The 23,824-nt window shown below is 66.8% G+C and carries 21 protein-coding genes; 16 read left to right on the top strand and 5 right to left on the bottom strand.

Annotated elements, in window-relative coordinates; all coding sequences use genetic code 11:
* The first annotated feature begins 13 nt into the window (after positions 1–13).
* Genes AN936_RS02830 through AN936_RS02800 form a run of 8 tightly spaced genes read left to right on the top strand, consistent with a single transcriptional unit; the run spans position 14 to position 8,416 of the window.
* Entirely contained in the window at positions 14–571 is a 558-nt protein-coding gene (locus AN936_RS02830) for a methylamine dehydrogenase light chain (protein WP_054590066.1), read from the top strand.
* Positions 571–1,014 carry a c-type cytochrome gene (locus tag AN936_RS02825; protein ID WP_054586810.1) on the top strand — a complete coding sequence of 148 codons (444 nt, stop codon included), beginning with the start codon at positions 571–573 and terminating at the stop codon, positions 1,012–1,014. The genes AN936_RS02830 and AN936_RS02825 overlap by 1 nt, the downstream gene beginning before the upstream one ends.
* Complete coding sequence (locus AN936_RS02820; protein WP_234715723.1) at positions 1,011–1,487, top strand: cytochrome C; 477 nt, start codon at positions 1,011–1,013, stop codon at positions 1,485–1,487. The genes AN936_RS02825 and AN936_RS02820 overlap by 4 nt, the downstream gene beginning before the upstream one ends.
* 28 nt (positions 1,488–1,515) lie before the next feature.
* Positions 1,516–1,743, top strand: coding sequence for a hypothetical protein (locus AN936_RS25365; RefSeq protein WP_234715722.1), 228 nt, complete (start codon positions 1,516–1,518; stop codon positions 1,741–1,743).
* Positions 1,689–3,734 carry a TonB-dependent receptor gene (locus AN936_RS02815; protein ID WP_234715721.1) on the top strand — a complete coding sequence of 682 codons (2,046 nt, stop codon included), beginning with the start codon at positions 1,689–1,691 and terminating at the stop codon, positions 3,732–3,734. Before AN936_RS25365 ends, AN936_RS02815 begins: the two co-directional genes overlap by 55 nt.
* A 13-nt stretch (positions 3,735–3,747) precedes the next feature.
* Entirely contained in the window at positions 3,748–5,157 is a 1,410-nt protein-coding gene (locus AN936_RS02810; RefSeq protein ID WP_054586809.1) for an aldehyde dehydrogenase family protein, read from the top strand.
* Positions 5,154–6,746 carry an AMP-binding protein gene (locus tag AN936_RS02805; protein ID WP_054586808.1) on the top strand — a complete coding sequence of 531 codons (1,593 nt, stop codon included), beginning with the start codon at positions 5,154–5,156 and terminating at the stop codon, positions 6,744–6,746. Before AN936_RS02810 ends, AN936_RS02805 begins: the two co-directional genes overlap by 4 nt.
* Positions 6,743–8,416 carry an AMP-binding protein gene (locus AN936_RS02800; RefSeq protein ID WP_054586807.1) on the top strand — a complete coding sequence of 558 codons (1,674 nt, stop codon included), beginning with the start codon at positions 6,743–6,745 and terminating at the stop codon, positions 8,414–8,416. Before AN936_RS02805 ends, AN936_RS02800 begins: the two co-directional genes overlap by 4 nt.
* Here AN936_RS02800 and AN936_RS02795 read toward each other — a convergent pair.
* Together AN936_RS02795 and AN936_RS02790 are read right to left on the bottom strand one after the other, a co-directional pair.
* On the bottom strand, positions 8,407–9,117 hold the full coding sequence (locus AN936_RS02795; protein WP_054586806.1) for a hypothetical protein: 711 nt from the start codon (positions 9,115–9,117) through the stop codon (positions 8,407–8,409). The genes AN936_RS02800 and AN936_RS02795 overlap by 10 nt on opposite strands.
* Complete coding sequence (locus tag AN936_RS02790; protein WP_054590064.1) at positions 9,114–9,602, bottom strand: RNA polymerase sigma factor; 489 nt, start codon at positions 9,600–9,602, stop codon at positions 9,114–9,116. The genes AN936_RS02795 and AN936_RS02790 overlap by 4 nt, the downstream gene beginning before the upstream one ends.
* Before the next feature lie 139 nt (positions 9,603–9,741).
* Between AN936_RS02790 and AN936_RS02785 the strand changes: the two genes are divergently transcribed.
* The 4 genes from AN936_RS02785 (at position 9,742) to AN936_RS02770 (ending at position 14,053) form a co-directional block, all read left to right on the top strand.
* Complete coding sequence (locus tag AN936_RS02785; protein ID WP_054590063.1) at positions 9,742–10,983, top strand: S8 family serine peptidase; 1,242 nt, start codon at positions 9,742–9,744, stop codon at positions 10,981–10,983.
* An 80-nt stretch (positions 10,984–11,063) separates the two neighbouring features.
* Entirely contained in the window at positions 11,064–11,957 is an 894-nt protein-coding gene (locus tag AN936_RS02780; RefSeq protein ID WP_054586805.1) for a hypothetical protein, read from the top strand.
* Between the two features lie 149 nt (positions 11,958–12,106).
* Positions 12,107–13,012: an alpha/beta hydrolase gene (locus AN936_RS02775; RefSeq protein ID WP_234715720.1), complete on the top strand. Its 906-nt coding sequence runs from the start codon at positions 12,107–12,109 to the stop codon at positions 13,010–13,012.
* Positions 13,013–13,051: 39 nt separating this feature from the next.
* Complete coding sequence (locus tag AN936_RS02770; RefSeq protein ID WP_084758137.1) at positions 13,052–14,053, top strand: LacI family DNA-binding transcriptional regulator; 1,002 nt, start codon at positions 13,052–13,054, stop codon at positions 14,051–14,053.
* Between the two features lie 5 nt (positions 14,054–14,058).
* Here AN936_RS02770 and AN936_RS02765 read toward each other — a convergent pair whose 3' ends face one another.
* On the bottom strand, positions 14,059–14,988 hold the full coding sequence (locus tag AN936_RS02765) for an alpha/beta hydrolase (protein WP_054586802.1): 930 nt from the start codon (positions 14,986–14,988) through the stop codon (positions 14,059–14,061).
* Positions 14,989–15,137: 149 nt separating this feature from the next.
* On the opposite strand from AN936_RS02765, the gene AN936_RS02760 reads away from it, so the two are divergent.
* Genes AN936_RS02760 through AN936_RS02745 form a run of 4 tightly spaced genes read left to right on the top strand, consistent with a single transcriptional unit; the run spans position 15,138 to position 21,500 of the window.
* The gene (locus AN936_RS02760; RefSeq protein WP_054586801.1) at positions 15,138–17,441 is read left to right on the top strand and encodes a TonB-dependent receptor; all 2,304 of its coding nucleotides are present in this window, start codon (positions 15,138–15,140) and stop codon (positions 17,439–17,441) included.
* A gap of 4 nt (positions 17,442–17,445) precedes the next feature.
* On the top strand, positions 17,446–18,402 hold the full coding sequence (locus tag AN936_RS02755) for an alpha/beta hydrolase (RefSeq protein ID WP_054586800.1): 957 nt from the start codon (positions 17,446–17,448) through the stop codon (positions 18,400–18,402).
* A complete protein-coding gene (gene treF, locus AN936_RS02750) occupies positions 18,402–19,886 on the top strand; it encodes an alpha,alpha-trehalase TreF (protein WP_054586799.1) in 1,485 nt (494 codons plus the stop codon). The genes AN936_RS02755 and treF overlap by 1 nt, the downstream gene beginning before the upstream one ends.
* A 27-nt stretch (positions 19,887–19,913) precedes the next feature.
* Complete coding sequence (locus tag AN936_RS02745; RefSeq protein WP_173585639.1) at positions 19,914–21,500, top strand: long-chain fatty acid--CoA ligase; 1,587 nt, start codon at positions 19,914–19,916, stop codon at positions 21,498–21,500.
* Here AN936_RS02745 and AN936_RS02740 read toward each other — a convergent pair whose 3' ends face one another.
* Both AN936_RS02740 and AN936_RS02735 read right to left on the bottom strand, forming a co-directional pair.
* On the bottom strand, positions 21,501–22,424 hold the full coding sequence (locus tag AN936_RS02740; protein WP_158500037.1) for an alpha/beta hydrolase: 924 nt from the start codon (positions 22,422–22,424) through the stop codon (positions 21,501–21,503).
* 77 nt (positions 22,425–22,501) lie between these two features.
* Positions 22,502–23,737 (bottom strand): MFS transporter, encoded by a 1,236-nt coding sequence (locus AN936_RS02735; protein WP_054586797.1) that lies wholly within the window; start codon positions 23,735–23,737, stop codon positions 22,502–22,504.
* Between the last annotated feature and the right edge of the window lie 87 nt (positions 23,738–23,824).

The raw sequence follows: 23,824 nt of genomic DNA, 5'->3' as shown, positions 1-23,824 counted from the left end.
GAAGGGGATGAATATGTCGGGACTGGACAAATTTTCCGAAAAAATGACCCGCCAGGTCGCGCGCGCGACATCGCGGCGCAGCTTGCTGACGCTGATCGGCGGCGCAATTACGGGGGCCGCGGTCATTCCTGTCTTGCCGGTGTCGCGGGCGCAGGCTCAGGGTCATGGCCATAGCGGCGGCGATCCCGTCGCGCCGCAAACGACCGGCAATCCGCAGGACCCCGGGGACCAGACCCAGTGCGATTACTGGCGGTATTGCGCGATCGACGGTTTTCTGTGCAGTTGCTGCGGCGGCACCGCGAGCAGTTGCCCGCCGGGCACCGAAATGTCGCCGATCACCTGGATCGGCACCTGCCAGAACCCCGCCGACAACCGCGCCTATATCATCAGTTACAACGACTGCTGCGGCAAATCCTCATGCGGGCGCTGCCTTTGCAACCGCAACGAACGCGACCGGCCGATGGTCCGCCCGCAGGCGAACAACGACATCAACTGGTGCCTCGGCACGTCGAGCGCGATCTACAATTGCTCGACCGCCGTCATCCTCGGCGTCGCGCTGGAGCAGCAGTGATGACGCGGTGGGCGATCCTCTTCGCGCTGGCCGGGCTGACAGCCGCCGGACCGGCGACCGCCGCCGACGACGGTGCGACGATCTACAAGCGCTGCGCGGCGTGTCATCTGGCGAACGGCGCTGGGGTTCCCGGTGCCTTCCCGCCGCTGAAGAGCGATGTCCGGGCGCTGGCCGGAACCGCCGCCGGACGCCGTTATCTCGCGCTCGTCGTGATCCGCGGCGTGTCGGGACCGATCACGGTCGAAGGCAAGGCCTATCGCGGAATGATGCCGGCGCAAGCCGGGCTCAATGACGCGCAGGTCGCGGCGGTGCTCAACCATGTGGTTCGCGGCGGCTCGGCAAAAGCTTTCACCGCGCGCGAGATCGCGGGATATCGCGCGGGCAGCGCCTCGCTCAATTCCGCCGCGGTCGGGCGTCTCCAACCGAGCGTTGCCGGCAAATGAAATGGCTGGCCGTCCCCGCGCTGATGCTGGCGACCGGGGCGGCCGTGGCGACGCCCGTTTCGGGCAGCCCGTCTTCGAGCGAGACCGCAGCGATGCCGGGCGTCGCCAATCCGGCGCGGGCGCGGCAGAACTGGATCCTGACCTGTCAGGGCTGTCACCGCGCCGATGCGACGGGGTCGCCGCAGACGACCCCGACGATGGCGGGGTTCGTCGCGCAGTTCCTGCAGGTGCCGGGCGGGCGCGAATATCTGGCGCAGGTGCCAGGCGTCGCGACCGCCGCATTGTCGGACGAGGCGCTGGCCGAAGTGCTGAACTGGTCGCTCCTGCGCTTCGATCCCGCGCATGTTCCCGGCGATTTCACACCCTACACACCCGCCGAGGTGGGCCGGTTGCGGCTGAAGCCGCTGCGGACCGAAGCGGCGGCGGTGCGGGCGGGCATGGTCGCCCGCTTCGCCCCCGCCGGGAAGCCATAGAAACAAAAATGACAGGGGAGTATTTTCAATGACTAAGCTGATGATGCGCGGCGCCACGCGTCCGCTACTGGCCTTGCTCATGGCGGGGGTTTCCGCGCCGGCGTTGGCGCAGGAGGCCGCGACCGAAGTCGCGGTGGCCGAAACCACCGACGGCACCGACATCGTCGTGACCCGCAGAAGCGGTCCGAGCGCCTGCAGGACGTGCCGATCGCGGTCAGCGCGCTCGGCGGTGACTCGCTCGAAAAACAGCGGGTGACGCAGGCCGACGAACTCGCGGGCAAGATCGTCAACCTCCAGCTCACTTCGACCGTCGGCGACAACACGCCGATCTTCGCGCTGCGCGGCGTGTCGATGTCGGACTACAGCCTCAATCAGGCGAGCCCCGTCGCGACCTATTATGACGAAGTCTACAAGGGCAATTTCGCTTTTCTCGGCGTCGCCATGTACGACCTCGAACGCGTCGAGGTGCTGCGCGGGCCGCAGGGCACGCTTTACGGCAAGAACACCACCGGCGGCGCGGTCAACCTGATCAGCCGGACCCCGGTGCTCGGCGATACCGAGGGCTATCTCAACCTCGGCTACGGCAACTACAACCGCTACGAAGCCAATGGTGCGGTCAGCGTCCCGCTCGGCGAGACATTGGCGGCGCGTGTCGCTTTCACCTTCGCGCGCGCCGACGGCTGGTTCAAGAACCAGCTTCCCGGCGAACCCGACCTTGCGAGCGTCCGCGAATATGGCGTGCGCGGCAGCCTGCTTTTCGAACCGAGCGATAGCGCCCGCTTTGTCCTCCGCGCCTCGACCAGCTACCAGAACCCGCGCAACTATGGCATCTATGCTCAGCCCGAAGCGGTGAACCGCCCCGGTCTCGGCCGCCGCCAGATCGAGGCGAATGTCACCGACCGCCGCCGCGCCCGCACCTGGTCGGTATCGCTGACCGGCACGATCGATATCTCCGACGCGCTCGCGATCACCAGCGTCACCTCGTGGGACAAGGGACGGCTGAGCTTCTACGAAGATACCGACGGCACCGCGAGCGAGCTGCTCGAAATCCCCTATGCCGACCGGGCTACGCAATTCGCGCAGGACCTCCGCCTCACCAGCGATTTCGGCGGGCCGTTCAACTTCATCCTCGGCGCCTATTTCAACCGCGAGAAGGTCTATAACCAGACGACGTTCGAGATCGGCAAGGACATCGATTCCGACGGCCTGCCCGGCGTCACCGATAATGATTGCGCGGTCGGATTTCCGCTCGGCTGCCTGTTCCGCAACAGCTTCGACCAGCTCAAGAAAAGCTATGCGCTCTATTCGGACATGAGCTTCGAGGTCACCGACCAGCTGACCCTGCGCGGCGGCGTCCGCTTCACGCACGACAAGGGGGTGCAGAGCAATTTCGAGGCGAATGCCTTTGGTCCTAATGAAGTGCTGGTGATGAACCTGATCCCGCCGTCGCGGCTCGATTACAGCACCGAAAACCTGTCGGGGAAGATCGGCGCCGATTACAAGATCAACCCCGACGTCATGGTCTATGGCAACTACAGCCGCGGCTATCGCGCGCCGAGCTTCAACGCGCAGGCCTTTTTCGACCCGTCGGAACTGTCGGTCGCGAAGGCCGAAAAGATCGACGCGTTCGAACTCGGGCTGAAGAGCCAGTTCGCCGACCGCCGCGTCACGCTTAACATGGCGGGGTTCCGCTACACCTACAGCAACCAGCAGTTCATCAACGTCGATCCGGCAACCGCCGCGCAGACGTTGCTGAACATTCCGCGGTCACAGATATTGGGGGGCGAGGCCGAGCTGACGGTGCGCGCCACCGACATGGCCACGCTGCGCGCCGGGGTCGGCATCCTCGATACCAAGATCAAGCGCGGCACCGTCAGCGGGGTCGATGTCAGCGGCAACAACCTGTCGAACGCGCCGAAGCTGACCTTCACCGGCGGCGTCGATGCGACCGTGATCGACGGCGGCAGCGGCAAGCTCAGCCTGCACGGCGACCTCAACTATTCATCGAGCCAATATTTCGAAGTGCTCAACATCCCCCGCCTCCGCCAGAAAAGCTATGTGCTGCTTTCGGGCCATATCGACTGGGAGTCGGCCGACGGGCGCTGGACGGCGTCGGTATGGGGCAAGAACCTGACCAACAAATTCTATTTCACCTCGCGCGTCGACCTGCTCGCGGGCTTCGGCTTCGACTATAACCATGTCGGAACGCCGCGAACCTATGGCGTGACCGTGGGCACGAAATTCTGACCGGAGAGAATGGATGTCTGATTACAAAATGCTGATCGGCGGCCAGCTCGTCGAAGGCGACCACGCGATGGACGTAATCAACCCCGCGACCGAGGAGATATTCGCGACCGTCGCCCGCGCCTCCGAGCGGCAGGCCGACGAAGCGATCGAGGCGGCCGCCACCGCCTTCCCCGGATGGGCCGAAGTGCCGCTGGCCGAGCGGCAGGCCAAGGTCAGTCAGCTCGCCGACGCGATCGTCGCCAATGCCGACAGGCTGGCGCGTGCGCTGACGCAGGAACAGGGCAAGCCGCTTGCCGAAGCGCAGGGCGAGATCGCCTGGGCCGAGGGTTACCTCCGCCACTATGCGACACTCCAGATCGCCGAACGGACGATCCAGGACGATGCCGACGGGCTGATCCGCGTCCGCCGCAAGCCGCTCGGCGTCGTCGCGGGAATCATCGCGTGGAATTTCCCGCTGCTCGTCGCCTGCTGGAAGATCGGACCGGCGGTGATCGCTGGGAACACGATCGTCCTCAAGCCCGCGCCGACGACGCCGGTCACCGCGCTGATGCTCGGCGAGCTCTGCCGCGACATCTTCCCGGCCGGTGTCGTCAACATCATCACCGACGCCAATGATCTCGGCGGTTACCTCACCGCCGACCCGCGCATCGCCAAGGTCGGCTTCACCGGATCGACCGCCACGGGCAAGAAGATCATGGCGAGCGCTGCCGACGGGCTCAAGCGGCTGACGCTCGAACTCGGCGGCAACGATCCCGGCATCGTGCTCGACGATGTCGATGTGCGTGCGACGGCACAGGGCATTTTCAACGCCGCCTTTTTGAACTGCGGGCAGGTCTGCCTCGCGATCAAGCGCGCCTATGTCCACGACAGCATCTATGACGCGATGTGCGACGAGCTGGCGCGGCTTGCCGAGGCCGCGGTGGTTGATGACGGGCTGGCGCAGGGCGCGCAGATCGGTCCGATCCAGAACAAGGCGCAATATGAGAAGGTGAAGGCCTTTCTCGAAAGCGCGCGCCGCGACGGCACGATCGTCGCGGGCGGCGAAGTCATCGACCGCGCCGGCTATTTCCTGCGCCCGACGATCGTCCGCGACGTCACCGACGGCGACGAGATCGTCGACGAGGAACAGTTCGGGCCGATCCTGCCGGTCATCCGTTATTCGGACATCGACGACGTCGTCGCGCGCGCGAACGCATCGCCCTATGGACTAGGTGCTTCGGTCTGGTCGTCCGACGTCGAGCGCGGAATGTCGGTCGCCGACCGGATCGAAAGCGGATCGGTATGGGTCAACCAGCATGTCGCGATCGGGCCGCACATTCCGATGGCCGGGGTCAAATCCTCCGGCCTCGGCGTCGAACAGTCCGAGGAAGGCCTCGCCGAATATACCCAATTGTCGGTCATCAACGTGGCCCGTGGCGGATGAGCGAAGTCTTCGACTGGAATCCGCCGACGCACTATAATTTCGCGCGCGACGCGATCGATCGGCTGGCGAAGGAGCGGCCGGACGACCGCGCGATGCTGTGGACCGACGGCGGCGGCGCCGTCGTCGACCGCAGCTTCGCCGAACTGTCGGACCATGCCGCGCGTGCCGCCGCCGTTCTGCACGCCGCCGGGGTCCGGCGCGGCGACACCGTACTCATTCTGATGTCGCGCGAGATCGAATGGTGGGAGTTGATGCTCGCATGCCTGCGGCTGGGCGCGATTGCCTCGCCTGGCACGGTACAGTTGACGCCCAAGGATATTGCCTATCGCTGCGCGGCAGCCGAGGCACGCTGTATCGTCGCCGGGGTCGACGTTGCGCCGCGGGTGGACGAAACGCCGGTCGATGCGGCAATCCCGCTGATCCACATCGGCGGCCCCCGTCAGGGTTGGATCGACTATGGCGCGGCCAAAGCCGCCGCCACCCCGCTCGCCGAGATCGCCGACACTGCCTTCGACGATCCGGCGCTTTGCTATTTCACCAGCGGGACGACCGGCCAGCCGAAAATGACGATCCACGGCGCCGGCTATCCGCTCGCGCACGAGATCACCGGTCGCTTCTGGCTCGACCTCGGGCCCGGACACCTCCACTGGAACATGTCCGATACCGGCTGGGCGAAGGCGGCGTGGAGTAGCCTGTTCGCGCCATGGCTGATGGGCGCCGCGATCTTCGTCAACCATGCGCCCGGGTTCGATCCGGCGGCGGCGATGGACCTGCTCGAACGCCACCCGGTGACGACTCTCTGCGCGCCGCCAACCGCTTACCGGATGTTCGTGCGCGGCGATCTGGCGGGACGCAGCTTTGCGCACCTCCGCCACTGCGTCAGCGCCGGCGAACCGCTCAATCCCGAGGTGATCGACCTCTGGAAACAGGCGACCGGGCTCGATATCCACGACGGTTACGGCCAGACCGAAACGGTGCTGCTCTGCTGCAACCGTCCCGGCGCCGCGCGGCAGGGCGCGATGGGGCGTCCGACTCCCGGCATCGACCTGGCGGTCATCGGTCACGACGGCGCCATCCTGCCGCCGGACGAGGAAGGCGATATCGCGCTGCGTGTCGGCGAGGGGCGCCCGCCCGGCCTCTTTCTCGGTTACCGCGGCGATCCCGACCGCACGGCAAACGTGTTCCGCGGTGGCTGGTACCTGACCGGCGACCGCGCGACGGTCGATGCCGACGGCTATTTCTGGTTCGTCGGCCGCGCCGACGACGTCATTCTCTCTTCGGGTTACCGGATCGGACCGTTCGAGGTCGAAAGCGTGCTGTTCGAGCATGAGGCGGTCGCCGAAAGCGCCGTCGTCGCCAGCCCCGATCCGACGCGCGGCGAGGTGGTGAAGGCGTTCGTCGTCCTCGCCCGCGGCCATCGCCCTTCGGACGATCTGGCAAAAGCGCTGCAAGACCATGTCAAAGCGGCGACAGCGCCCTATAAATACCCCCGCCGCATCGAATTCGTCGAAAGCCTGCCCAAGACGGTCAGCGGCAAGATCCGGCGCAAGGAATTGCGCGACGCCGAATTTGAGAAAGCGGATGCATGACCGATAGTTTCGTACGCGGCGATCATAGCGAAGCGCTGATCGAGATGACGATCGGCGCGCTGTTCGATCGGACGGCGGAGCGTTATGCCGATGGCGAAGCGCTGGTCGTCCGGCACCAGAATGTGCGCTGGACGTGGCGCGCGCTTCGCGAACGGGTCGATGCGGTCGCGGCCGGCCTGCTCGAACGCGGGTTGAAACCCGGCGACCGCGTCGGCATCTGGGCGCCCAATTGCGCCGAATGGGTGGTCGTCCAGTTCGCGACCGCAAAGGCCGGACTGATCCTCGTCAACATCAACCCGGCGTACAGGGTCGCCGAACTCGATTATGCGCTGAACAAGGTGGGCTGCGCGGCACTCATCCTCGCGCCGTCGCACAAGAGCAGCGATTATGTCGCGATGCTGGGCGAACTGGCGCCCGAGCTGGCGACCGCCCCGCCCGGCATGCTGCACGCGGCGCGCCTGCCCGATCTCCGCCTCGTCTTCGTGCTCGGCGAGACTGAACATGCGGGCTGCCTGCCGTTCGCGGCCCTTGCCGGCAACGACATCTCCGCGCTGGCGGATATCCGGCTCGACCCGGCGATGCCGGTGAACATCCAGTTCACCAGCGGGACGACCGGCTTTCCCAAAGGCGCGACGCTGTCGCACCGGAACATCCTCAACAACGGCGCCTTCGTCGGCGCGCGGATCGGCCTGACCTCTCGGGACAGGCTGTGCATCCCCGTCCCGCTCTATCATTGTTTCGGCATGGTGATGGGCAATCTCGCCTGCGCGGTCCACGGCGCGACGATGGTCTATCCGGCCGAAGCCTTCGACCCGGGCGCGGTGCTCGAAACCGTCGAAGCCGAACGCTGCACCGCGCTCTACGGCGTGCCGACCATGTTTATCGCCGCGCTCCAGCACCCCGACTTCGACCGCTTCGACCTGTCGTCGCTGCGCACCGGGATCATGGCGGGATCGCCCTGCCCGATGGCGGTGATGCGTGAGGTGATCGACCGGATGCATATGGATCAGGTCACCATTGCCTATGGAATGACCGAAACGAGCCCGGTGAGCTTCCAGAGCGATACCGACGACCCGCTCGACCTGCGCGTTTCGACCGTCGGTCGCGTCCAGCCGCACCTCGAGGTCAAGCTCATCGACCTCGGCGGCAATATCGTCGCGCGGGGGGAGACCGGCGAACTGTGCACGCGCGGCTATTCGGTGATGCTCGGCTATTGGGACGATGCCGAACGCACCGCCGAAGCGCTCGATGCCGACGGCTGGATGCACACCGGCGATCTCGCGACGATCGACGAGGATGGCTATTGCCGGATCGTCGGGCGCATCAAGGACATGGTGATCCGCGGCGGCGAGAATATCTATCCGCGCGAGATCGAGGAATATCTGCTCACTCATCCCGACATTGTCGACGTTCAGGGCGTCGGCATCCCCGACGAAAAATATGGCGAGGAAATGTGTGTCTGGATCGTCGCGCGCGCCGGAGCGCCCCTCACCGAAGACGATGTCCGCGCGCATTGCCGCGGCCGCATCGCCCATTTCAAGATCCCGCGCCACATCCTCTTCGTCGACGGCTTCCCGATGACGGTGACCGGCAAGGTCCAGAAATTCGCGATGCGCGAGCAGACGCTCAAGCTGTTGAAGGAGCGGGAGGAGGGCGTCCGCTACGGCTGAGGCGCCGCCGCCCATCCCGACGCCTGCGCCGCGCGCTCGGCAGCGGCATCGAAAGGTTCGCCCGCCATCATCGTTGCCGCGTCGGCGGCGAGCACACCCGAAGAGGCCTGCCGGTAAGCATGGCTCTGCTGCCCGGCCAGCGTGCGTTCAAGCATCCAGCGTCCCCCGTCGCGGCAGCCGATGCCGGCAAGGTCGGCTCCTGCGAAGCTGCGGCAGATACGGCCGCTCCGGTCGCGGAAGCTGAGGCCGATCCGCACCGCCGCATTGTCCGGCTGGTTCGAGGCAAGCTGGGTATCGAGCGCCTTGGCCAGCCCGCCCGCCGCAACGAGCGTCCCGTTGGCGCTGGTCACGTTGGCCGCCGGCATCCACGGCTTGACGCCGAGCGTCAGCCCAAGAACAAGCGCGGCAGCGACCGCGCCCCAGTGGATCGCCGCAAAGCGCGGGCGTTTGTTTTCGCGGCGCTCGGCAAGGCTCGTGTCGACCTTGGCGTTCCCTTCCAGCAACGCGCGCAACCTGTCGGGCACCGCTTCCTCGACCACCGGCGCATAATGCGCCGTCAGCGTCGAACGAAGCGCGCGATAGCGGGCGATCTTGGCCACCAGCGCGGCATCCGCTGCCGCTTCGCGCGCGATGCGATGCGCAGTGAGATCATCGAGTTCGCCATCGACGAAGGCGGCAATGGTTTCGGGGTCGAAGCTCATGCCGCTTCTCCCAGCAGATGCATCAGCGTTTCACGCCCGCGCGCGAGGCGCGAGGTGACAGTGCCCACCGGCACCTCCAATATCTCGGCGGCCTCGCGATAGGCATAGCCTTCGACGAGGACGAGCATCACGACCTCGCGCTGCTCGTCGGGCAGGCGCGCCATCGCACCGTCAACATCGCCGCGCAGCGCGCCCACTTCGACCTCGGCGGCGCCGTCGCCGGCGACCTGCGTCACCGCATCGTCGATCGGGGTATGGACGCCGCGCCGCCCGGCGGCGCGCCGCTCGTCGATCCAGAGATTGCGAATGATCCGGTACATCCAGCTGTCCAGTCTCGTCCCTTGCTGCCATTGGCCCTGTGATTTCAACGCGCGCTCGATCGCACCCTGACACAGGTCGTCGGCGTCGCTCGCCTCGCGCACCAACCCCCGCGCGAAACGGCGCAGCCGGGGCAGCAGCTCGATCAATTGCTCTTCAAAGCGCATCGTCGCCTTTTTCTTCACGGTCACAGGAAGAAACGACAGGCTTCTATCGTTTCTTCCGCAGCGTGCTAAATTTTTTGCATCGGCCAGCGAAGCCGGGCGTTCGAGGACGATCATGCAACGGACCGCGACAATTTTGGCGATGACCGCCCTGCTCCTTGCCGGGACGACGGGAAGCCTGCACGCGCAGCTCGCGCTGCCGTCGGCCCGGTTGCCCGGCGACCTCCCCACGCTGCCGCCGCTCGCCGACCTTCCGGCCGAGCGGCTGGCCGGCCTCGGCGGAACGCTGGCGCAGCTCCGTCGCGACCGCATCGACAGCCTGCTCAGGGGCAATCGCGACCGCATCGAGCTCGACGAGCGCGGCGAGCCCGCGGTGCGCGGCACCCTGATCGCCAGCGGCGTCGACGAAGCGATGATCGGTGCTGCAGCGAAACAGGGCTTCGCGCTGATCGATCGCGAGCGGATCGACGGTCTCGATCTCGACATCGCCCGCTTCCGGGTTCCGGGCGACCGCAGCCTCGCGCGGGCGCGCAAACAGCTCGCAAAGCTGTTGCCGGAAGCGGAGGTCGATGTCGACAATATCTATTTCGCCAGCGGGCCCGGCGGCGCGCTGCCCGGTGCGGCGCTGGCGACCGCGCAGGGAAGCGGAGGCGCCGCGCTCGGCCTGATCGACGGCGGCGTTGCCGCACATCCCTCGGTCGCCGGGCGCGTCGAACAGCGCGGCTTTGCCAAGGGCGCTCCTGCGGCAAGCCGCCACGGCACCGCCGTCGCTTCGCTGCTTATCGGCAACGGGGCGGTTCGCGGCGCGGCACCGGGCCGGCACCTGCTCGCCGCCGACGTCTACGGCACCGATCCTGCAGGCGGTAACGCCAGTGCCATCGCGCGCGCGCTCGGCTGGCTCGCGCAGAACGGCGTCGCGGTGACGACGATCAGCCTCGTCGGCCCCGACAACAAGCTGCTCGCCGCGGCGATAGCGCGCGCGCAGCAGCGCGGCATGCTGATCGTCGCGGCGGTCGGCAACGACGGTCCCGCCGCGCCGCCCGCCTATCCCGCCGCCTATCGCGGCGTCTTCGCGGTCACCGGCGTCGATGCGAAAGGCCGCGCGCTTCCCGAGGCGGGCCGCGCGCTGCACGTCGATTTCGCGGCGCCCGGCGACGCGGTCCTTGCCGCGACCGGCGCGGGCAGCAGCAACCGGCTGCGCGGCACCTCCTTCGCCGCCCCGCTCGTCGCCGGCCGGCTGGCGCTCCGCTATCCGGTGCCGGCCATCGATCGCATCGGCCCCGCCGTCACCGCGCTCGTCATGGAAGCGCAGGATCTCGGCAAGCAGGGCCGCGACAAAATCTATGGTCACGGCCTGATCTGCGGCACCTGCGGCGGCCACTGAACTTTTTCGGAAGAAAATCGCAGCCGTTGTCGTTCTCTCCCCAGGCCCACCCCCTCCGGGCCACAAGCAGGAACAGGACAATGGAAAAATATCTCTTCAACTCGACCCTCGCGCTCGCCGCGTCGGCAATGGCTTTCTCGGCGCCGGCATCGGCGCAGATCCTCGGCGGCAGCGGGGGGCTGGGTGGAAATCTGGGCGGGACGCTGGGCGGAACGCTCGGCAATCCCACCGGCCCGATCGGCGGGACGCTCGGCAGTGCGGGCGAACTCGCCGGCTCGGGGCGCGGCGAGGCGAATATCGATCGCCGCTCGGGCCGCGTCCGCGGCAAGGGCAGCGCCGACGCCAGCGGCAAAGGGTCGGCAAACGGCGGCGGCGATCTGCTCGGCAACAGCATCGGCGGTAACGCCAGCGGCTCGGGCCGGGCATCGGGCGGCGGCAACCTCGACGCGCAGGCCGTCGGCACCGATTATGTCGGCCAGACCGTAAGCGGCACAGCCGACACGGCGCGGGGAACCGCTTCGACGGTGACCGGCACCGCGCAAGGCGCAGTCGGCGGCGTCCGCGACCGAGCCGGCGGCGCGCTTTCGGGCGTATCGGGTCAGGCGAACGGTGCCGGATCGGCCGCAGGCAGCTTCCAGGGCAGTTTGGGACAGCTCGCCGCAGCGGGCAGCGGCGCCACGGGCGGTTCGGGCATGTTCGCGGTCGAACCCGGCATGGCGGTCACCGACACGCGCGGCAAGGTCATCGGCTATGTGCAGGAACTGCGCCAGACCGGCAGCGGCGTCGTGCAGGCGGTGACGGTCGAGGTCGGCAACCGCGTCGCGACGCTCCCCGCCGCCAGCTTCGCCGGGTCGGGCGACGTGCTCGTCACGGGCATGACCAAGGGCCAGCTCAAGGACACCGCCGAGCAGCAGGAAGGCGCTGCGCCACAGGCAGAGCGCGGCAAGCGCAGCGACCGCAACGCCGAACGCTGATCGTTCATGAAGTCCCGAAAGGGGGAATGCGCCGGCCATCGTGCCGGCGCATTCTTGTCTGGGCCGTGCGTCACCAAACGCCGGTTGGACAAGCGCGCTGCCTATTGATATCGATGTCATCAAGACGATTCAATCATCAGAGGATGCCCATGCTCGATCCCGATATCGCCGCCTTCACCGGACAGCCGCAGGAAATGCCGCCGCTGACCCCGGAGCTTATACCGATGATGCGCGCCAATATGGCGATGATGGCGGCCGCGATGCCCGGAACCGACATCGACCATGTCGCAAATCTCGATGCCGACGGGGTGCCGGTCCGCTTCTATCGCCCGGCGTCCGACACGCCGCTGCCGCTGCTCGTCTTCCTCCACGGCGGCGGCTGGATGTTCGGCGACCTCGACACGCACGACGCGATGACCCGGCACCTTGCCGCAGCGAGCAGCTGCGCGGTGCTCGGTGTCGATTATCGCCTCGCCCCCGAGCATAAATTCCCGGCCGGACTCGACGATGCGATGACCGCGCTCGACTGGGCGCGGCGCTCGGCCGGCGATCTCGGCTGCGATCCCGCGCGCATCGCGCTCGGCGGCGAAAGCGCAGGGGGCAATCTGACCGCCGCCGCGACCCTCCGCCTGCGCGCCGAAAACAAGCCGCAGCCGCTGTTCCAGTTGCTGATCCATCCCGCCACCGACCTCAGTTTTTCCTTGCCGTCGTTCGCCGAAGTCGGGGCGCCGGGCCTGTCGAAAAACTATCTCGATGCGTGCCGCGAATTTTATCTCGGCAGCGGTTCGGTCGCCGATCCGTTCGTCTCGCCGCTGCGTGCCGAGCGCCTCGACGGCCTTGCGCCCGCGATCGTCCTGACCGCATCCGAAGATCCGCTGCGCGACGATGGCGAATATTATGCTGCGGCGCTCGTTCGCGCCGGCGTCGAGACGCTGGCCCGCCGCCTGCCCGGCCTGCCGCACGGTTTCCAGTTCCTGCCAATCACAATTCCCGCAGTGGCGGCAGCCAATGACTTGATCGGAGGGCTGGTCCGCCGCTACTTCGCAAATCAATAACGGCCATCGATCGGGATCGGCTTCGGGGAACGGGCAGCCATGAGCAGGACAGGCAAGAGCGAACGCCCGACGATGGAAATGGTCGCGACGCTGGCCGGCGTTTCGAAGATCACCGTGTCGCGCGCCCTGCGCGGCAGCGATCTGGTCCGCCCCGAAGTCCGCGAACGCATCGTCCAGGTCGCAGGCCAGGTCGGTTACCGGATGAATGTCGCGGCCCGCAGCCTGCGCACCCGCGAAACGCGGACGATTGCCGTCGTGATCGACCAGATCGATCCCGGCCGCCAGTCGCACACCGACCCGCTGATCCTGTCGATCATCGGCGGCCTGCTCGAAACGCTGACCCCGGCCGGCTATTCGACCCTGCTGACCACCAACGAGCATTTCCTGTCGTCGAGCGCGGTCGGGGCCGACGGCGCGGTCATGCTCGGCCAGGGCGAGGGCGCGCACCGCGTCACGCAGGTTTCCGCCATGAACCTGCCGATGGTCGTCTGGGGGGAGCCCGTCCCCGGCGTCAGCGTCAAGGTCGTGGGCAGCGACAATCGCATGGGCGGCAAGCTCGCCGCCGAGCATCTGGTCGGCCGCGGCGCAACGCGCCTGCTGTTCCTCGGCGACGTCCAGCATCCCGAAATCGCCGCCCGCCTCGAAGGGTTTCGCGAAGCGCTGGCCTCGAGCGAGGCGCGCCTCGTCGGGGCGCTTTCCTGCCCGTTCACCGCCGAGGGCGGCGCCGAGGCGATCCGCAGCGCGCTCGATGCCGGAACGACGTTCGACGCGGTCTTTGCTGCAAGCGATTTTATCGCTGCCGGCGCGTGCGATGCCCTGTCGGCACGCAAGCTTTCCGTCCCCGGCGACGTCGCGATCGTCGGCTTCGACGATGCGCCGATCGCCAGCGTGCATCGCCCGTCGATCAGTTCGATCCGTCAGGACGGCGCCGAGGCCGGCCACGCGCTGGCCCATGCCGTCATCGCCTTGATCGAAGGCGACACCGCTGCCCCCGCGCACGCGCTCCCGGTCGAACTGATCGCGCGCGAGACGAGCCGCTAGGGACCCTAGCCGAGGCGCTTGCGGAAGAAGTCCGCGACGATCGCATAGGTCTCGACCGATTCGGGCAGGTCGACGTCCATATGATGCGCGTGCCACAGCCCGTCGAACAGGACGAAGCTTGTATCGGTCCCCGCCGCGAGCAGGCGGCGATGCATGACCGACACGGCGCTCGCGGCAAAATCACGGGTCGCTGAAATCAGCAGGCTCGGCGGGAACAGCGCGAGCAATTGAGGATGCCCGGCGGACAGCACGAGCGGATCGGACAGGTCCGCGCCCAGGAAATAGGGCAGTTCCTCGACTTTCGGCGCCGCGCCCGATCCCGCCCGCGGATCGAACAGCTTCTGCGCCAGCGCCGCATCGCCCGAGAAGGGGAGCGGCGCGCCGTGAAACAGGCCGATCGCGCCGGGACCCGGCAGGCCATCGTGGAGGAAGCGCGCGACCGCCTGCGTCGTCAGCAATGCGCCGGCCGAGCAGCCATAAATGCCGATCCGCGCGGGATCGACCGTTTCGATCAGCGCCCGGTAAACCGCGACGACGTCCTCGACCGCCGCCGGATAGACATGTTCGGGCGCGAGGCGATAATCGACCGCGAGCACGCGCATCCCGGCGACCGCCGCAATCGGCACCGCTTCGAGCAGCGCGCCCGGCCCTTCGCCCCACATGAAGGCGCCGCCGTGGAGGCAGAGCAGCACCGGGGCATCGGCCGCGCCCCCCGCCGGGACCACCTCATAGCCCGTGACGCCGGCAATCGTGCGTTCGGCGACATCGACCGCATATCCCGCCTGCGCTTTGTCCAGCAGGCGCTGGTTGTAGTCGCGGAAGAACGGCCGCGCCGCAGCGAGATTGGGCGGCGTCACCGACTCTTCTAGAAAGGCGGCAAATCGCGCCTTCGCTTCGTCGCTGACCCACGGCCCGAATTGTCCGGCGTCACTCATGGCATCCTCTCTGTTATCGATAGCAAATCTTAATCACGGCTATTGATATACTTTCCTGTCCTTCATGCAAGAGCTGTTGACATCGATATCATTTTCAGTCATTCGCATTGCCGACCGGACGAATCCGGCTATCCTTTGGGAGGGAAGACATGATTTCGATGCGTTCCGCCTTTCTGATCGCGCTCGCGAGCGGCGCGAGCCTGCTGCCCGCCGCCGCCTTTGCTCAGACCGAAACGCCGCCGGCCGACGAGACCACCACCAGCGACGACAGCGGCCTCGGCGACATCATCGTCACCGCCCGTCGCCGCGAGGAAAATCTGCAGAGCGTGCCGATCGCGGTCACGGCCTTCACCGACGAGGCGCTCGAACAAAAGGGCGTCACCGATCGCACCTCGCTCGCCGACAACACCCCCTCGCTGTTCACGATCAGCGGCGGCTATCCCCGCGAATTCGCCTATTTCGCGTTGCGCGGCCAGGGCCCGGCCTTCGGCTCGACCCCCGGCGTGGTCAATTATTTCGCCGAAGTCCCGAACAGCGTGAACGTCGACGGCCGCGTCGGCACCTATTTCGACATGGCCAACATCCAGGTGCTCGCCGGACCGCAGGGCACCCTGTTCGGCAAGAATGCGACGGGCGGCAACATCCTGTTCGAGCCGGTCAAGCCGAAGGACGAATTCGAAGGTTATGTCCGCGTCCAGCTCGGCAATTATGACGACCGCCGGATCGAGGGCGCACTCAACACGCCGATCGTTCCCGGCCGGGTGATGCTGCGCGTCGCCGGCGAAGTCGGCCGCCGCGACGGCTACACCAAGGATGTCGGCCCCTTCTTCGAGGGCAAGGACTATGACAATCTGGCGTATGAAAGCTTCCGTTTCGGCCTGACCTTGCAGCCGACCGACGACATCGAACTTTATACGATGCTGCGCTACTATCATTCGGACACCAATGGCGGCGGCACCGTTCTCGGCGCCTACAACCCCGTCGCGGGTTACGACGCCACGGCACTGGGGCTGGGCTTCCTGCCGGTCGCCGCCTTCTATCCCGGCGTGCTGACCGCGGTCGCCGAACAGCAAGCACGCGGCCCGCGCCGCGTCTCCTATGATCTCGACCAGTTTTCGGAGACGAAATATTGGCAGGTGATCAACCAGGCCTCGGTCCAGCTCAGCGACAATATCAAGCTGCGCAACATCATCAGCTATTCCGAACTGCGCACCATCTACGGCTATGACTATGACGCCATGCCCTTCCCGATCGCCGGGCAGCGCGGGCGCATTCCGACCATCGCGCCCAATTTCTTCACCGAGGAATTGCAGCTTCAGGGCACCTTGTTCGACGACGCGGTCGATTTCTCGGTCGGCGGCTATCTCGACCGGCAGAGCTGGAGCGATCCGGCGGGGATCGAGGAATATACCTTCTTCCCGATCGGGACGCTGCTGCCGACGATCTCGGGCTTCTTTACCCAGACGAACAAGAGCGAGGCGGTGTTCGGGCAGGCGACGGTCGATCTCGGCAAGCTGTCGGGCGCGCTGACCGGGCTCAGCGTCACGGGCGGCCTTCGCTACACATGGGAGCACAGCTTCACCGCGCAGACGATCGGCGGTCCGCCGACGGTCTCGGGTTCGGTCGACAGCGATTATCCGAGCTACACCGCGACGCTCGACTATGATGTGACGCCCGGCGTCCATGTCTATGTCACCGCGCGCGATGCCTACAAGTCGGGCGGCGTCAACGGGCCGGTGCCGGTCGATTCGGAATTCCGCACCTACAAGCCCGAGCGGCTTTCGGACATCGAGGTCGGGCTGAAGTCGCAATTCTCGCTCGGCAATGTCGATGTCCGCGCCAACGTCGCCGCCTATCGCGGCATCTACGACAATATCCAGCGCACGACAGCCGAGGTCGTCGAAACGCCGGGCGGCACGATACCGCTCAATGTCACGCGCAGCGCCGCGAAAGGCAAAATCCAGGGCGTCGAGCTGAACCTGTTGGTCATGCCGGTGCAGGGGCTGACGCTGAACGGCAGCTATTCCTACATCGACGCGCGCTATACCGAGGTCGCCGACGCCAGCGCCGGCGCGATCCTCAATGGCGCGCCCTTCCCTTACACACCGAAGCACAAATTTTCGGTCGGCGGCTCTTACGAGACGTCGCTGGGCAGCGCCGGCGATCTGGTCCTCGCGGTCAACTATGCCCGCCAGACCAAGGTGTCGACCGCACAGACCAACGCGTCCTTCTATAATTACTTGCCGGCCTATGGCCTGCTCAACGCCAGCATCGGGCTCAAGGATATCGGCGGACGGCCGCTCGACGTCAGCTTGTTCGCAAACAACATCACCAACGAGGCGAAGCCGGTCGGGGTGCTCGACCAATATGCCCAGTCGTCGGGCATGGTCGGCCTGACCTATACCGAACCCCGGATGTACGGCGTGCGGATCGGCTACCGTTTCGGAAGCTGAGCCGATGGGTAAAAGCCCCGCCCAGCCGCCCTTTGCGCCGACGGTGAGCGAAGAAGCGCGCGCCGTCATGACGCCGCTGCTCGCAGCCGGGTCGGCGCCGGAAATGACCGCGACGCTGATGCGCAATGCGATCACGCGTAAGGCGGTTCGCGCGGCAGCGGCCAGTCACCTGAAGCCGCTGAACAAAAGCCGCGCGAAGCGTTTCGGCGTCGATGTCGGCAAAGGGACGGTGGCGGGGGTTCCCGTGAAGTTCGTGCGGCGCCGGGAAAGCGACGCATCGCCCGACCGGCGGCTGCTGATCAATTTCCACGGCGGCGGTTTCATGGTCGATTCGGGTTCGGAGACCGAAACAATCCCTATCGCCGGACTGACCGGAATATCGGTTGCCACGGTGATGTACCGGATGGCGCCCGAACATCCGTTTCCGGCCGCGGTCGACGATGCGCTCGCAGTCTATCGCAACGCCCTGTCGCAGCGATCGCCGGCATCGATCGGCATCTATGGCACCTCGGCGGGCGCGGTCCTGACCGGCCAGCTCCTCGCGCGGATCAAGGCCGAAGGCCTGCCGATGCCCGCCGCCGCCGGCTTCTTCTCGGGATCGGCCGATCTCGCGCTCGTCAGCGACTGCGAAGCCTTCCTGCCGTCGATCATGGGCACACGGACAGGCCCCGAAGTCCTCGCCGATTATGCCGCAGGGACCGAGCGCACCGACCCGCTGCTCTCGCCGCTTTACGGCGACTTGACCGGCCTTCCCCCGACGCTGCTGATGACCAGCACGCGCGACCAGCTATTGAGCCAAACCATACGCTTCCATCTCGCGCTGCGCAAAGCCGGGGTCGACGCCGATCTGATGGTTTATGAAGGCATGCTGCATGCCTTCTGGGCCTATATGGAATGCCCCGAGACCGAGGATGCGCTCGCGGCGCAGGCGGCTTTCTTCGACAGGCATCTCGCACGCTGATGGGCGCCGAACCGAGCCCCGCCGACCTCTACGGACCGCTCCTCGCCAAGGTGCAGGAGCGCGCGATCCTGCCCGACGGCAAGACCTTCGTCGATGCCCTGCCGCGGCGTCCGGTCGCCGACATCATGCATGACTTCGCGGCGCTGGCCCCGGGCGACGCGGCGCTACGCGCCTTCATCGCGGCAAACTTCGACCTCCCCGCGCAGACGACCGGCGCCAGCCCCGCCGTGCTGCCGCTCCGCGCGCATATCCGCGCGCTGTGGAAGGAACTCGCGCGCGCCCCCGAACAGGCCGCCGGCGGATCGGCGCTCGCCGTCCAGCACCGCCATGTCGTGCCGGGCGGCCGCTTTCGCGAAATCTATTATTGGGACAGCTTCTTCACGATGCTGGGCCTCGTCCGCGATAGCGAACTGGAACTCGCCAACGGCATCGTCGACGCGATGACCGACCTGATCGAGACGCATGGCCATATCCCGAACGGCACGCGCACTTATTATCTCGGCCGCTCGCAGCCGCCGCTCTTCCACATGATGGTTGAATTGCTCGGTGACCGGCAAAGCATGGTGGCAGCCCGCCGCCTTTCGGCAATGAAGCGCGAGCATGCGTGGTGGATGGCAGGCGCCGACAATCTCGACCCCGGCAGCAGCAACGCGCGCGTTGTCCGGCTCGCCGACGGCGACCTCCTCAACCGCTATTGGGACCCGCGCGATACCCCGCGCGACGAAAGCTGGCGCGAGGATGTCGCGACCGCCGCCGCGAGCGGGCGCCCGGTGGGCGAGGTTTATCGCGACCTGCGCGCCGGCGCCGAAAGCGGCTGGGATTTCTCGTCGCGCTGGCTGGACGGCGATGCCCTGCCGTCGATCCGCACGACGGCGATCGCCCCGGTCGACCTAAACGCCTTCCTGTTCGGGCTGGAGTCGGCGATCGCAGCGAGCAACGATAGCGACGCGGGACATTACGCCCGGTTGGCAGAAGAACGACGCGCCGCGATGAACCGCCATCTCTGGCACGCCGAAGGCGGCTATTTCGCCGATGTCGACGTCGAACGGGCCCGCCTGCGTCCGCCGCTCACCGCCGCCGCGCTGGCGCCCTTGCTGGTCGGCGTGGCGACGCAGGAACAGGCCGACAGCACCGCCGCGGCAGTCGCCGAACGGCTGCTTGCACGCGGCGGCCTGCACACGACGCTCGCCGCAACAGGCCAGCAGTGGGACCGGCCGAACGGCTGGGCGCCGTTGCAATGGATCGCGGTCGCGGGTTTAAAGCGCTACGGGCACGACGCGCTGGCGCGCGACATTGCCGGCCGCTGGGTCGATACGGTCGGCACCACCTTCGCCCGCACCGGACTGCTGTTCGAAAAATATGACCTCGAGCAGGCGGGCGTCGGCGGCGGCGGCGAATATGCGACCCAGACCGGGTTTGGCTGGACAAACGGCGTCACCGCCGATTTTATCGACCGCTACGACCTGTCACCACCGACAGAATAGCTGCGGTGCGCCGCAAGAGGAGAGACGATGCTGGCCGGCTTGATGCAGGACGCCCCCCTGCTGATCAGTGCGATCCTGACCCATGCGGCACGGGCGCATGGCGGGCGCGAAATCGTCTCGAAGCTCGTCGGCGAACCGTTGTGGCGCTATGATTGGGCGGGCTGCGAGCAGCGCTCGCGGCAGGCCGCACAGATGCTCGGCAGGCTCGGGATCGAAAGCGGCGACCGGGTGTCGTCGCTGGCCTGGAACACGCACCGGCATCTCGAACTTTTCTATGCCGTTCCCGGCATCGGTGCGGTCCTCCACACCGCCAACCCGCGGCTCAGCGACGAACAGATCGCCTTCACGATCAACCATGCCGGCAGCCGCGTCCTCTTCTTCGAGGCCAATCTCGCCGAGCTCGTCGACCGCCTCAAGCCGCTGCTTCCCGCGATTGAAGAATATGTCCTGCTCGCCGACCCCTATGAGCAATTGATCGCTGCCGAGGACGGCGTTTTCGACTGGCCGCGGTTCGACGAAAATGCCGCAGCCTTCCTCTGCTATACCTCGGGCACGACGGGCGATCCCAAGGGCGTGCTCTACAGCCACCGTTCGATCGTGCTGCACGGCATGGCGGCGGGGCTCAGCAGCGCCTTCGGATTCAGCGCTTTCGACACGATCATGCCCTGCTCATCGATGTATCATGCGACGGCGTGGGGCCTGCCCTTCACCGCCGCGATCAACGGCTGCAAGCTGGTCCTGCCGTGCGACAGGATGGACGGCGCGAGCCTTGCCGAGCTGATCGCGGGCGAGGGCGTGACCTTCTCGGGCGGCGTCCCGACGATCTGGACGATGTATCTGTCGCATCTCGAGAACAGCGGCCAGGGTGTCGGCGACCTGAAACGCCTTGTCATAGGCGGCTCGGCCGTGCCGCGCGCGATGGCCGAAACCTTTCGCGAAAAATATGGCGTCACCGTCCTCCAGATCTGGGGGATGACCGAAACCAATCCGCTCGGCGTGATCTCGACCCCGACCCCGCTGCTGATGGCGGAGGGCGAGGATTATGCGACCGAAACGATCCTGACGCGGCAGGGGCGGATGCAGTTCGGCATCGAGCTGCGCATCGTCGACGACGACGGCACGCCGCTCGCGTGGGATGGCGAGCAGGCGGGCAAGCTGCAGGTGCGCGGGCCGTGGGTCGTCGACCATTATTATCCCGACCTGCCCGCCGCCGACAGCGACGGCTGGTTCGACACCGGCGATATCGGCACGATCGACCGCTTCGGTTTCCTGCGCCTGACCGACCGCGCGAAGGATGTGATCAAGTCGGGCGGCGAGTGGATCAGTTCGATCGACCTCGAAAATGCCGCGGTCGGCTGCCCCGGCGTCCGCATCGCCGCCGTCATCGGCGTCTATCATCCGAAGTGGGAGGAACGCCCGCTGCTGGTCATCGAGGCCCACGAAGGCGAAACGGTCACCGCCGAGGCCCTTCGCGCGCATCTCGAAACCCGCGTCGTGCGCTGGTGGATGCCCGACGATATCCTCTTCGCGCGCGTCCCGCTCACCGCCACCGGCAAGATCGACAAGAAGGCGCTCCGCGATACCTATCGCGATCATCTCGCCGCGGCCGGCTGATCATTTCCCGGCAGCGGCGAGCTTGTCCTTCAGGAAGCGCGCGATCAGCTCGTTCGCCTCGTCGGTCTCAGGAATGTCCATATAGCCCCAGAAAGCGTGCGGCAGCCCGTCGAAGACGACGAGCCGCGCATCGACGCCCTTCCCGGTCAGCCTTCGCGCGAAAATCGCGGTCGGGCTGAGCAGGAAATCGCGCGTGCTGCTGAGCAACAGCGTCGGCGGGAAGCCCGAAACATCGCCGTGGATTGGCGAAAGGACCGGATCGGTCACCGGCTTCTTGCCCACATAGTCGGCGACCCAGTCGAACGGCGGTCCCGGCATCCACGATTCCGAATCGCCGCGTTTCGACAGGTCGGCATTGCCCGAAAAATAGCCGAGCGCAGCGGGCATCGGCCGCCCCAGGCTGGCGAGCTTCGCGACCAGTTGCCCCGACAGCGCCGCGCCCGCCGAGGTTCCGAACACCGCGATCCGCTTCGCCGTCCTCTCCTTCTCCAGCGCCCGATAGACCGCCAGCGCATCGTCGAGCGCCGCAGGATAAGGGTTTTCGGGCGACAGGCGATACAGCACCGCCACGACCGGAATCCCGCTGCGCGCGGCAATCGGGATCGTCTCGGTCAGCGACCCCGAATCGACCGCGAACCCGCCGCCGTGAAGGTTGAGCAGGACCGGCCCCGTGCCGAGCTCGGTCACCCCCTTGGGATAGACGATGCGCACCGGCACACCAGCGATTGCCCTGTTTTCGATCCGCACTTCGTATCGCTTTTCGAGCGGCGCGCCCATGCCCGCCTGCATCATGTCGATGAGCTTGCGGACCTCGGCAATCGGCGGCACCGGGTCGGGCATCTTCTGTGCCGCCAGCGCCGCCACGGCCGCCCGCCCTTCCGGGCTGAGCGTTTCGGGCAGCGGCCAGCTCTGCATATCGCGCATGGGAGGCGCCTCCTCCGCGCCCACCGGCGCAGCTCCGGCAAGGAGCATGGCCAAAAGCAGGGTCTTGCGATTCATGATCATTCGGCTCCAGTTGCGGACAATTCGTCCGTGTCGATCCTGCCTGTCGCTCCGATACGCCCCGGCCAGGCACAAAGCGCGCCGAGCAGTGCGAGTACCGCCATCGCGAGATAAGCCACGTCCAGTCCGTGCGACCAAAGCCGCCCCGACCCCGCCGTCGCGAGCGCGAGCACAACGCCGAGCAGCACGGCGTTCATCCCCTGCGCCGTCGCGCTGAGATGCATCGGCACGCGCGTCGCGATCACCAGCATGATACCGAGGATGGTGCCGGTTGCAGTAATGCCGTTGAGCAATTGCGCCGCGATCAGCACGGGCAGGCCGGGGCTGGTCGCCATGATCGCCCAGCGCAGCGCCCCCGCGATCGCCCCGGCGCAGATCAGCAGCCGCGGATCGCGCGGTCCGAGCAGCCTGGCGCCGAACCAGAAGGCCAATATCTCCGCCGCGACCGCCAAAGCCTGCAGCAGACCGACGGTCGTCGTCGAAATGCCCTGAGCGGTCCACTGGATCGCCCCGAAACTGGTCAGGACGCCGTGGCTGCCCATGATCAGCGATGCGGCGACCATCGCGAGGATCAGGCCGCGATCGCCGATCAGGTCGCGCCAGCGTCCGCCCTGCTCCTCGCTTTCCCCGGCGAGCTTGCGGTCGGCGGGCAAGGCAAAGGCGACCAGGGCCGGCGCGAGCAACAGCGTCGCAACCATCAACGGCAGCATCTTGATGCCGAAGACCCCTATCGCCCAGCCCGCCGCCGCGTTCGACGCGACCACCGCGATCGATCCCCAGACGCGCAACCGCCCGAAATCGAGCGAACGGCTGCGCACCGCCATCACCGCATAGGCGTCGGTGAGCACCGGGATCTGGTCCCACACGATCGAAAAGAAGATCACGATCACGACGCGCCCGGCATGATCGGGCTCGCCGAGCAACAGCAGCACGATCGCCGCCGAGGCGAGCGAGGTATAGGCGATCGCGCTCCGCACCCAGCCGCGCCGCCCGACGAACGCCGAAAAGGGGGCGACGGTCAGCAGCCGCAACACCAGCGGGATCGCCAACAATATTCCGATTTCTTCCGGCGATGCCCCGGTCGATTTGAGCCACAACGGCAGGAAAGCGAAAAAGCCGTAGTGAAGATAGAGCGCCAGATAGAGCCCCGAGACCCCCAGGCCCAGACGATCGCGCTTGCCGCCGAGCTCGCCCGGCGCGGCGGCGCCCGCCCCCTCACCACTCATCGGAACCATTTGCCTCTCCCGTTTCTCGACGCTCGCATAACAACTAATGTTATCGATGTCATCAGGAATAGACGAAGTGGCTTTGACGGCGAAAGC

Origin of the sequence: Sphingopyxis macrogoltabida (assembly GCF_001307295.1) — a bacterium.
Classification (GTDB): Bacteria; Pseudomonadota; Alphaproteobacteria; order Sphingomonadales; family Sphingomonadaceae; genus Sphingopyxis; species Sphingopyxis macrogoltabida_B.
This window is presented reverse-complemented; position numbering and strand designations above follow the sequence as displayed.

Coding starts and splice junctions, on each gene's coding strand:
- AN936_RS02755 (WP_054586800.1), top strand. CDS start 17,446: ATGGGTAAAAGCCCCGCCCAGCCGCCCTTTGCGCCGACGGTGAGCGAA.
- AN936_RS02830 (WP_054590066.1), top strand. CDS start 14: ATGTCGGGACTGGACAAATTTTCCGAAAAAATGACCCGCCAGGTCGCG.
- AN936_RS02820 (WP_234715723.1), top strand. CDS start 1,011: ATGAAATGGCTGGCCGTCCCCGCGCTGATGCTGGCGACCGGGGCGGCC.
- AN936_RS02765 (WP_054586802.1), bottom strand. CDS start 14,988: ATGAGTGACGCCGGACAATTCGGGCCGTGGGTCAGCGACGAAGCGAAG.
- AN936_RS02790 (WP_054590064.1), bottom strand. CDS start 9,602: ATGCGCTTTGAAGAGCAATTGATCGAGCTGCTGCCCCGGCTGCGCCGT.
- AN936_RS02745 (WP_173585639.1), top strand. CDS start 19,914: ATGCTGGCCGGCTTGATGCAGGACGCCCCCCTGCTGATCAGTGCGATC.
- AN936_RS02780 (WP_054586805.1), top strand. CDS start 11,064: ATGGAAAAATATCTCTTCAACTCGACCCTCGCGCTCGCCGCGTCGGCA.
- AN936_RS02800 (WP_054586807.1), top strand. CDS start 6,743: ATGACCGATAGTTTCGTACGCGGCGATCATAGCGAAGCGCTGATCGAG.
- AN936_RS25365 (WP_234715722.1), top strand. CDS start 1,516: ATGACTAAGCTGATGATGCGCGGCGCCACGCGTCCGCTACTGGCCTTG.
- AN936_RS02770 (WP_084758137.1), top strand. CDS start 13,052: ATGAGCAGGACAGGCAAGAGCGAACGCCCGACGATGGAAATGGTCGCG.
- treF (WP_054586799.1), top strand. CDS start 18,402: ATGGGCGCCGAACCGAGCCCCGCCGACCTCTACGGACCGCTCCTCGCC.
- AN936_RS02740 (WP_158500037.1), bottom strand. CDS start 22,424: ATGCGCGATATGCAGAGCTGGCCGCTGCCCGAAACGCTCAGCCCGGAA.
- AN936_RS02810 (WP_054586809.1), top strand. CDS start 3,748: ATGTCTGATTACAAAATGCTGATCGGCGGCCAGCTCGTCGAAGGCGAC.
- AN936_RS02775 (WP_234715720.1), top strand. CDS start 12,107: ATGCTCGATCCCGATATCGCCGCCTTCACCGGACAGCCGCAGGAAATG.
- AN936_RS02805 (WP_054586808.1), top strand. CDS start 5,154: ATGAGCGAAGTCTTCGACTGGAATCCGCCGACGCACTATAATTTCGCG.
- AN936_RS02825 (WP_054586810.1), top strand. CDS start 571: ATGACGCGGTGGGCGATCCTCTTCGCGCTGGCCGGGCTGACAGCCGCC.
- AN936_RS02760 (WP_054586801.1), top strand. CDS start 15,138: ATGATTTCGATGCGTTCCGCCTTTCTGATCGCGCTCGCGAGCGGCGCG.
- AN936_RS02795 (WP_054586806.1), bottom strand. CDS start 9,117: ATGAGCTTCGACCCCGAAACCATTGCCGCCTTCGTCGATGGCGAACTC.
- AN936_RS02735 (WP_054586797.1), bottom strand. CDS start 23,737: ATGGTTCCGATGAGTGGTGAGGGGGCGGGCGCCGCCGCGCCGGGCGAG.
- AN936_RS02785 (WP_054590063.1), top strand. CDS start 9,742: ATGACCGCCCTGCTCCTTGCCGGGACGACGGGAAGCCTGCACGCGCAG.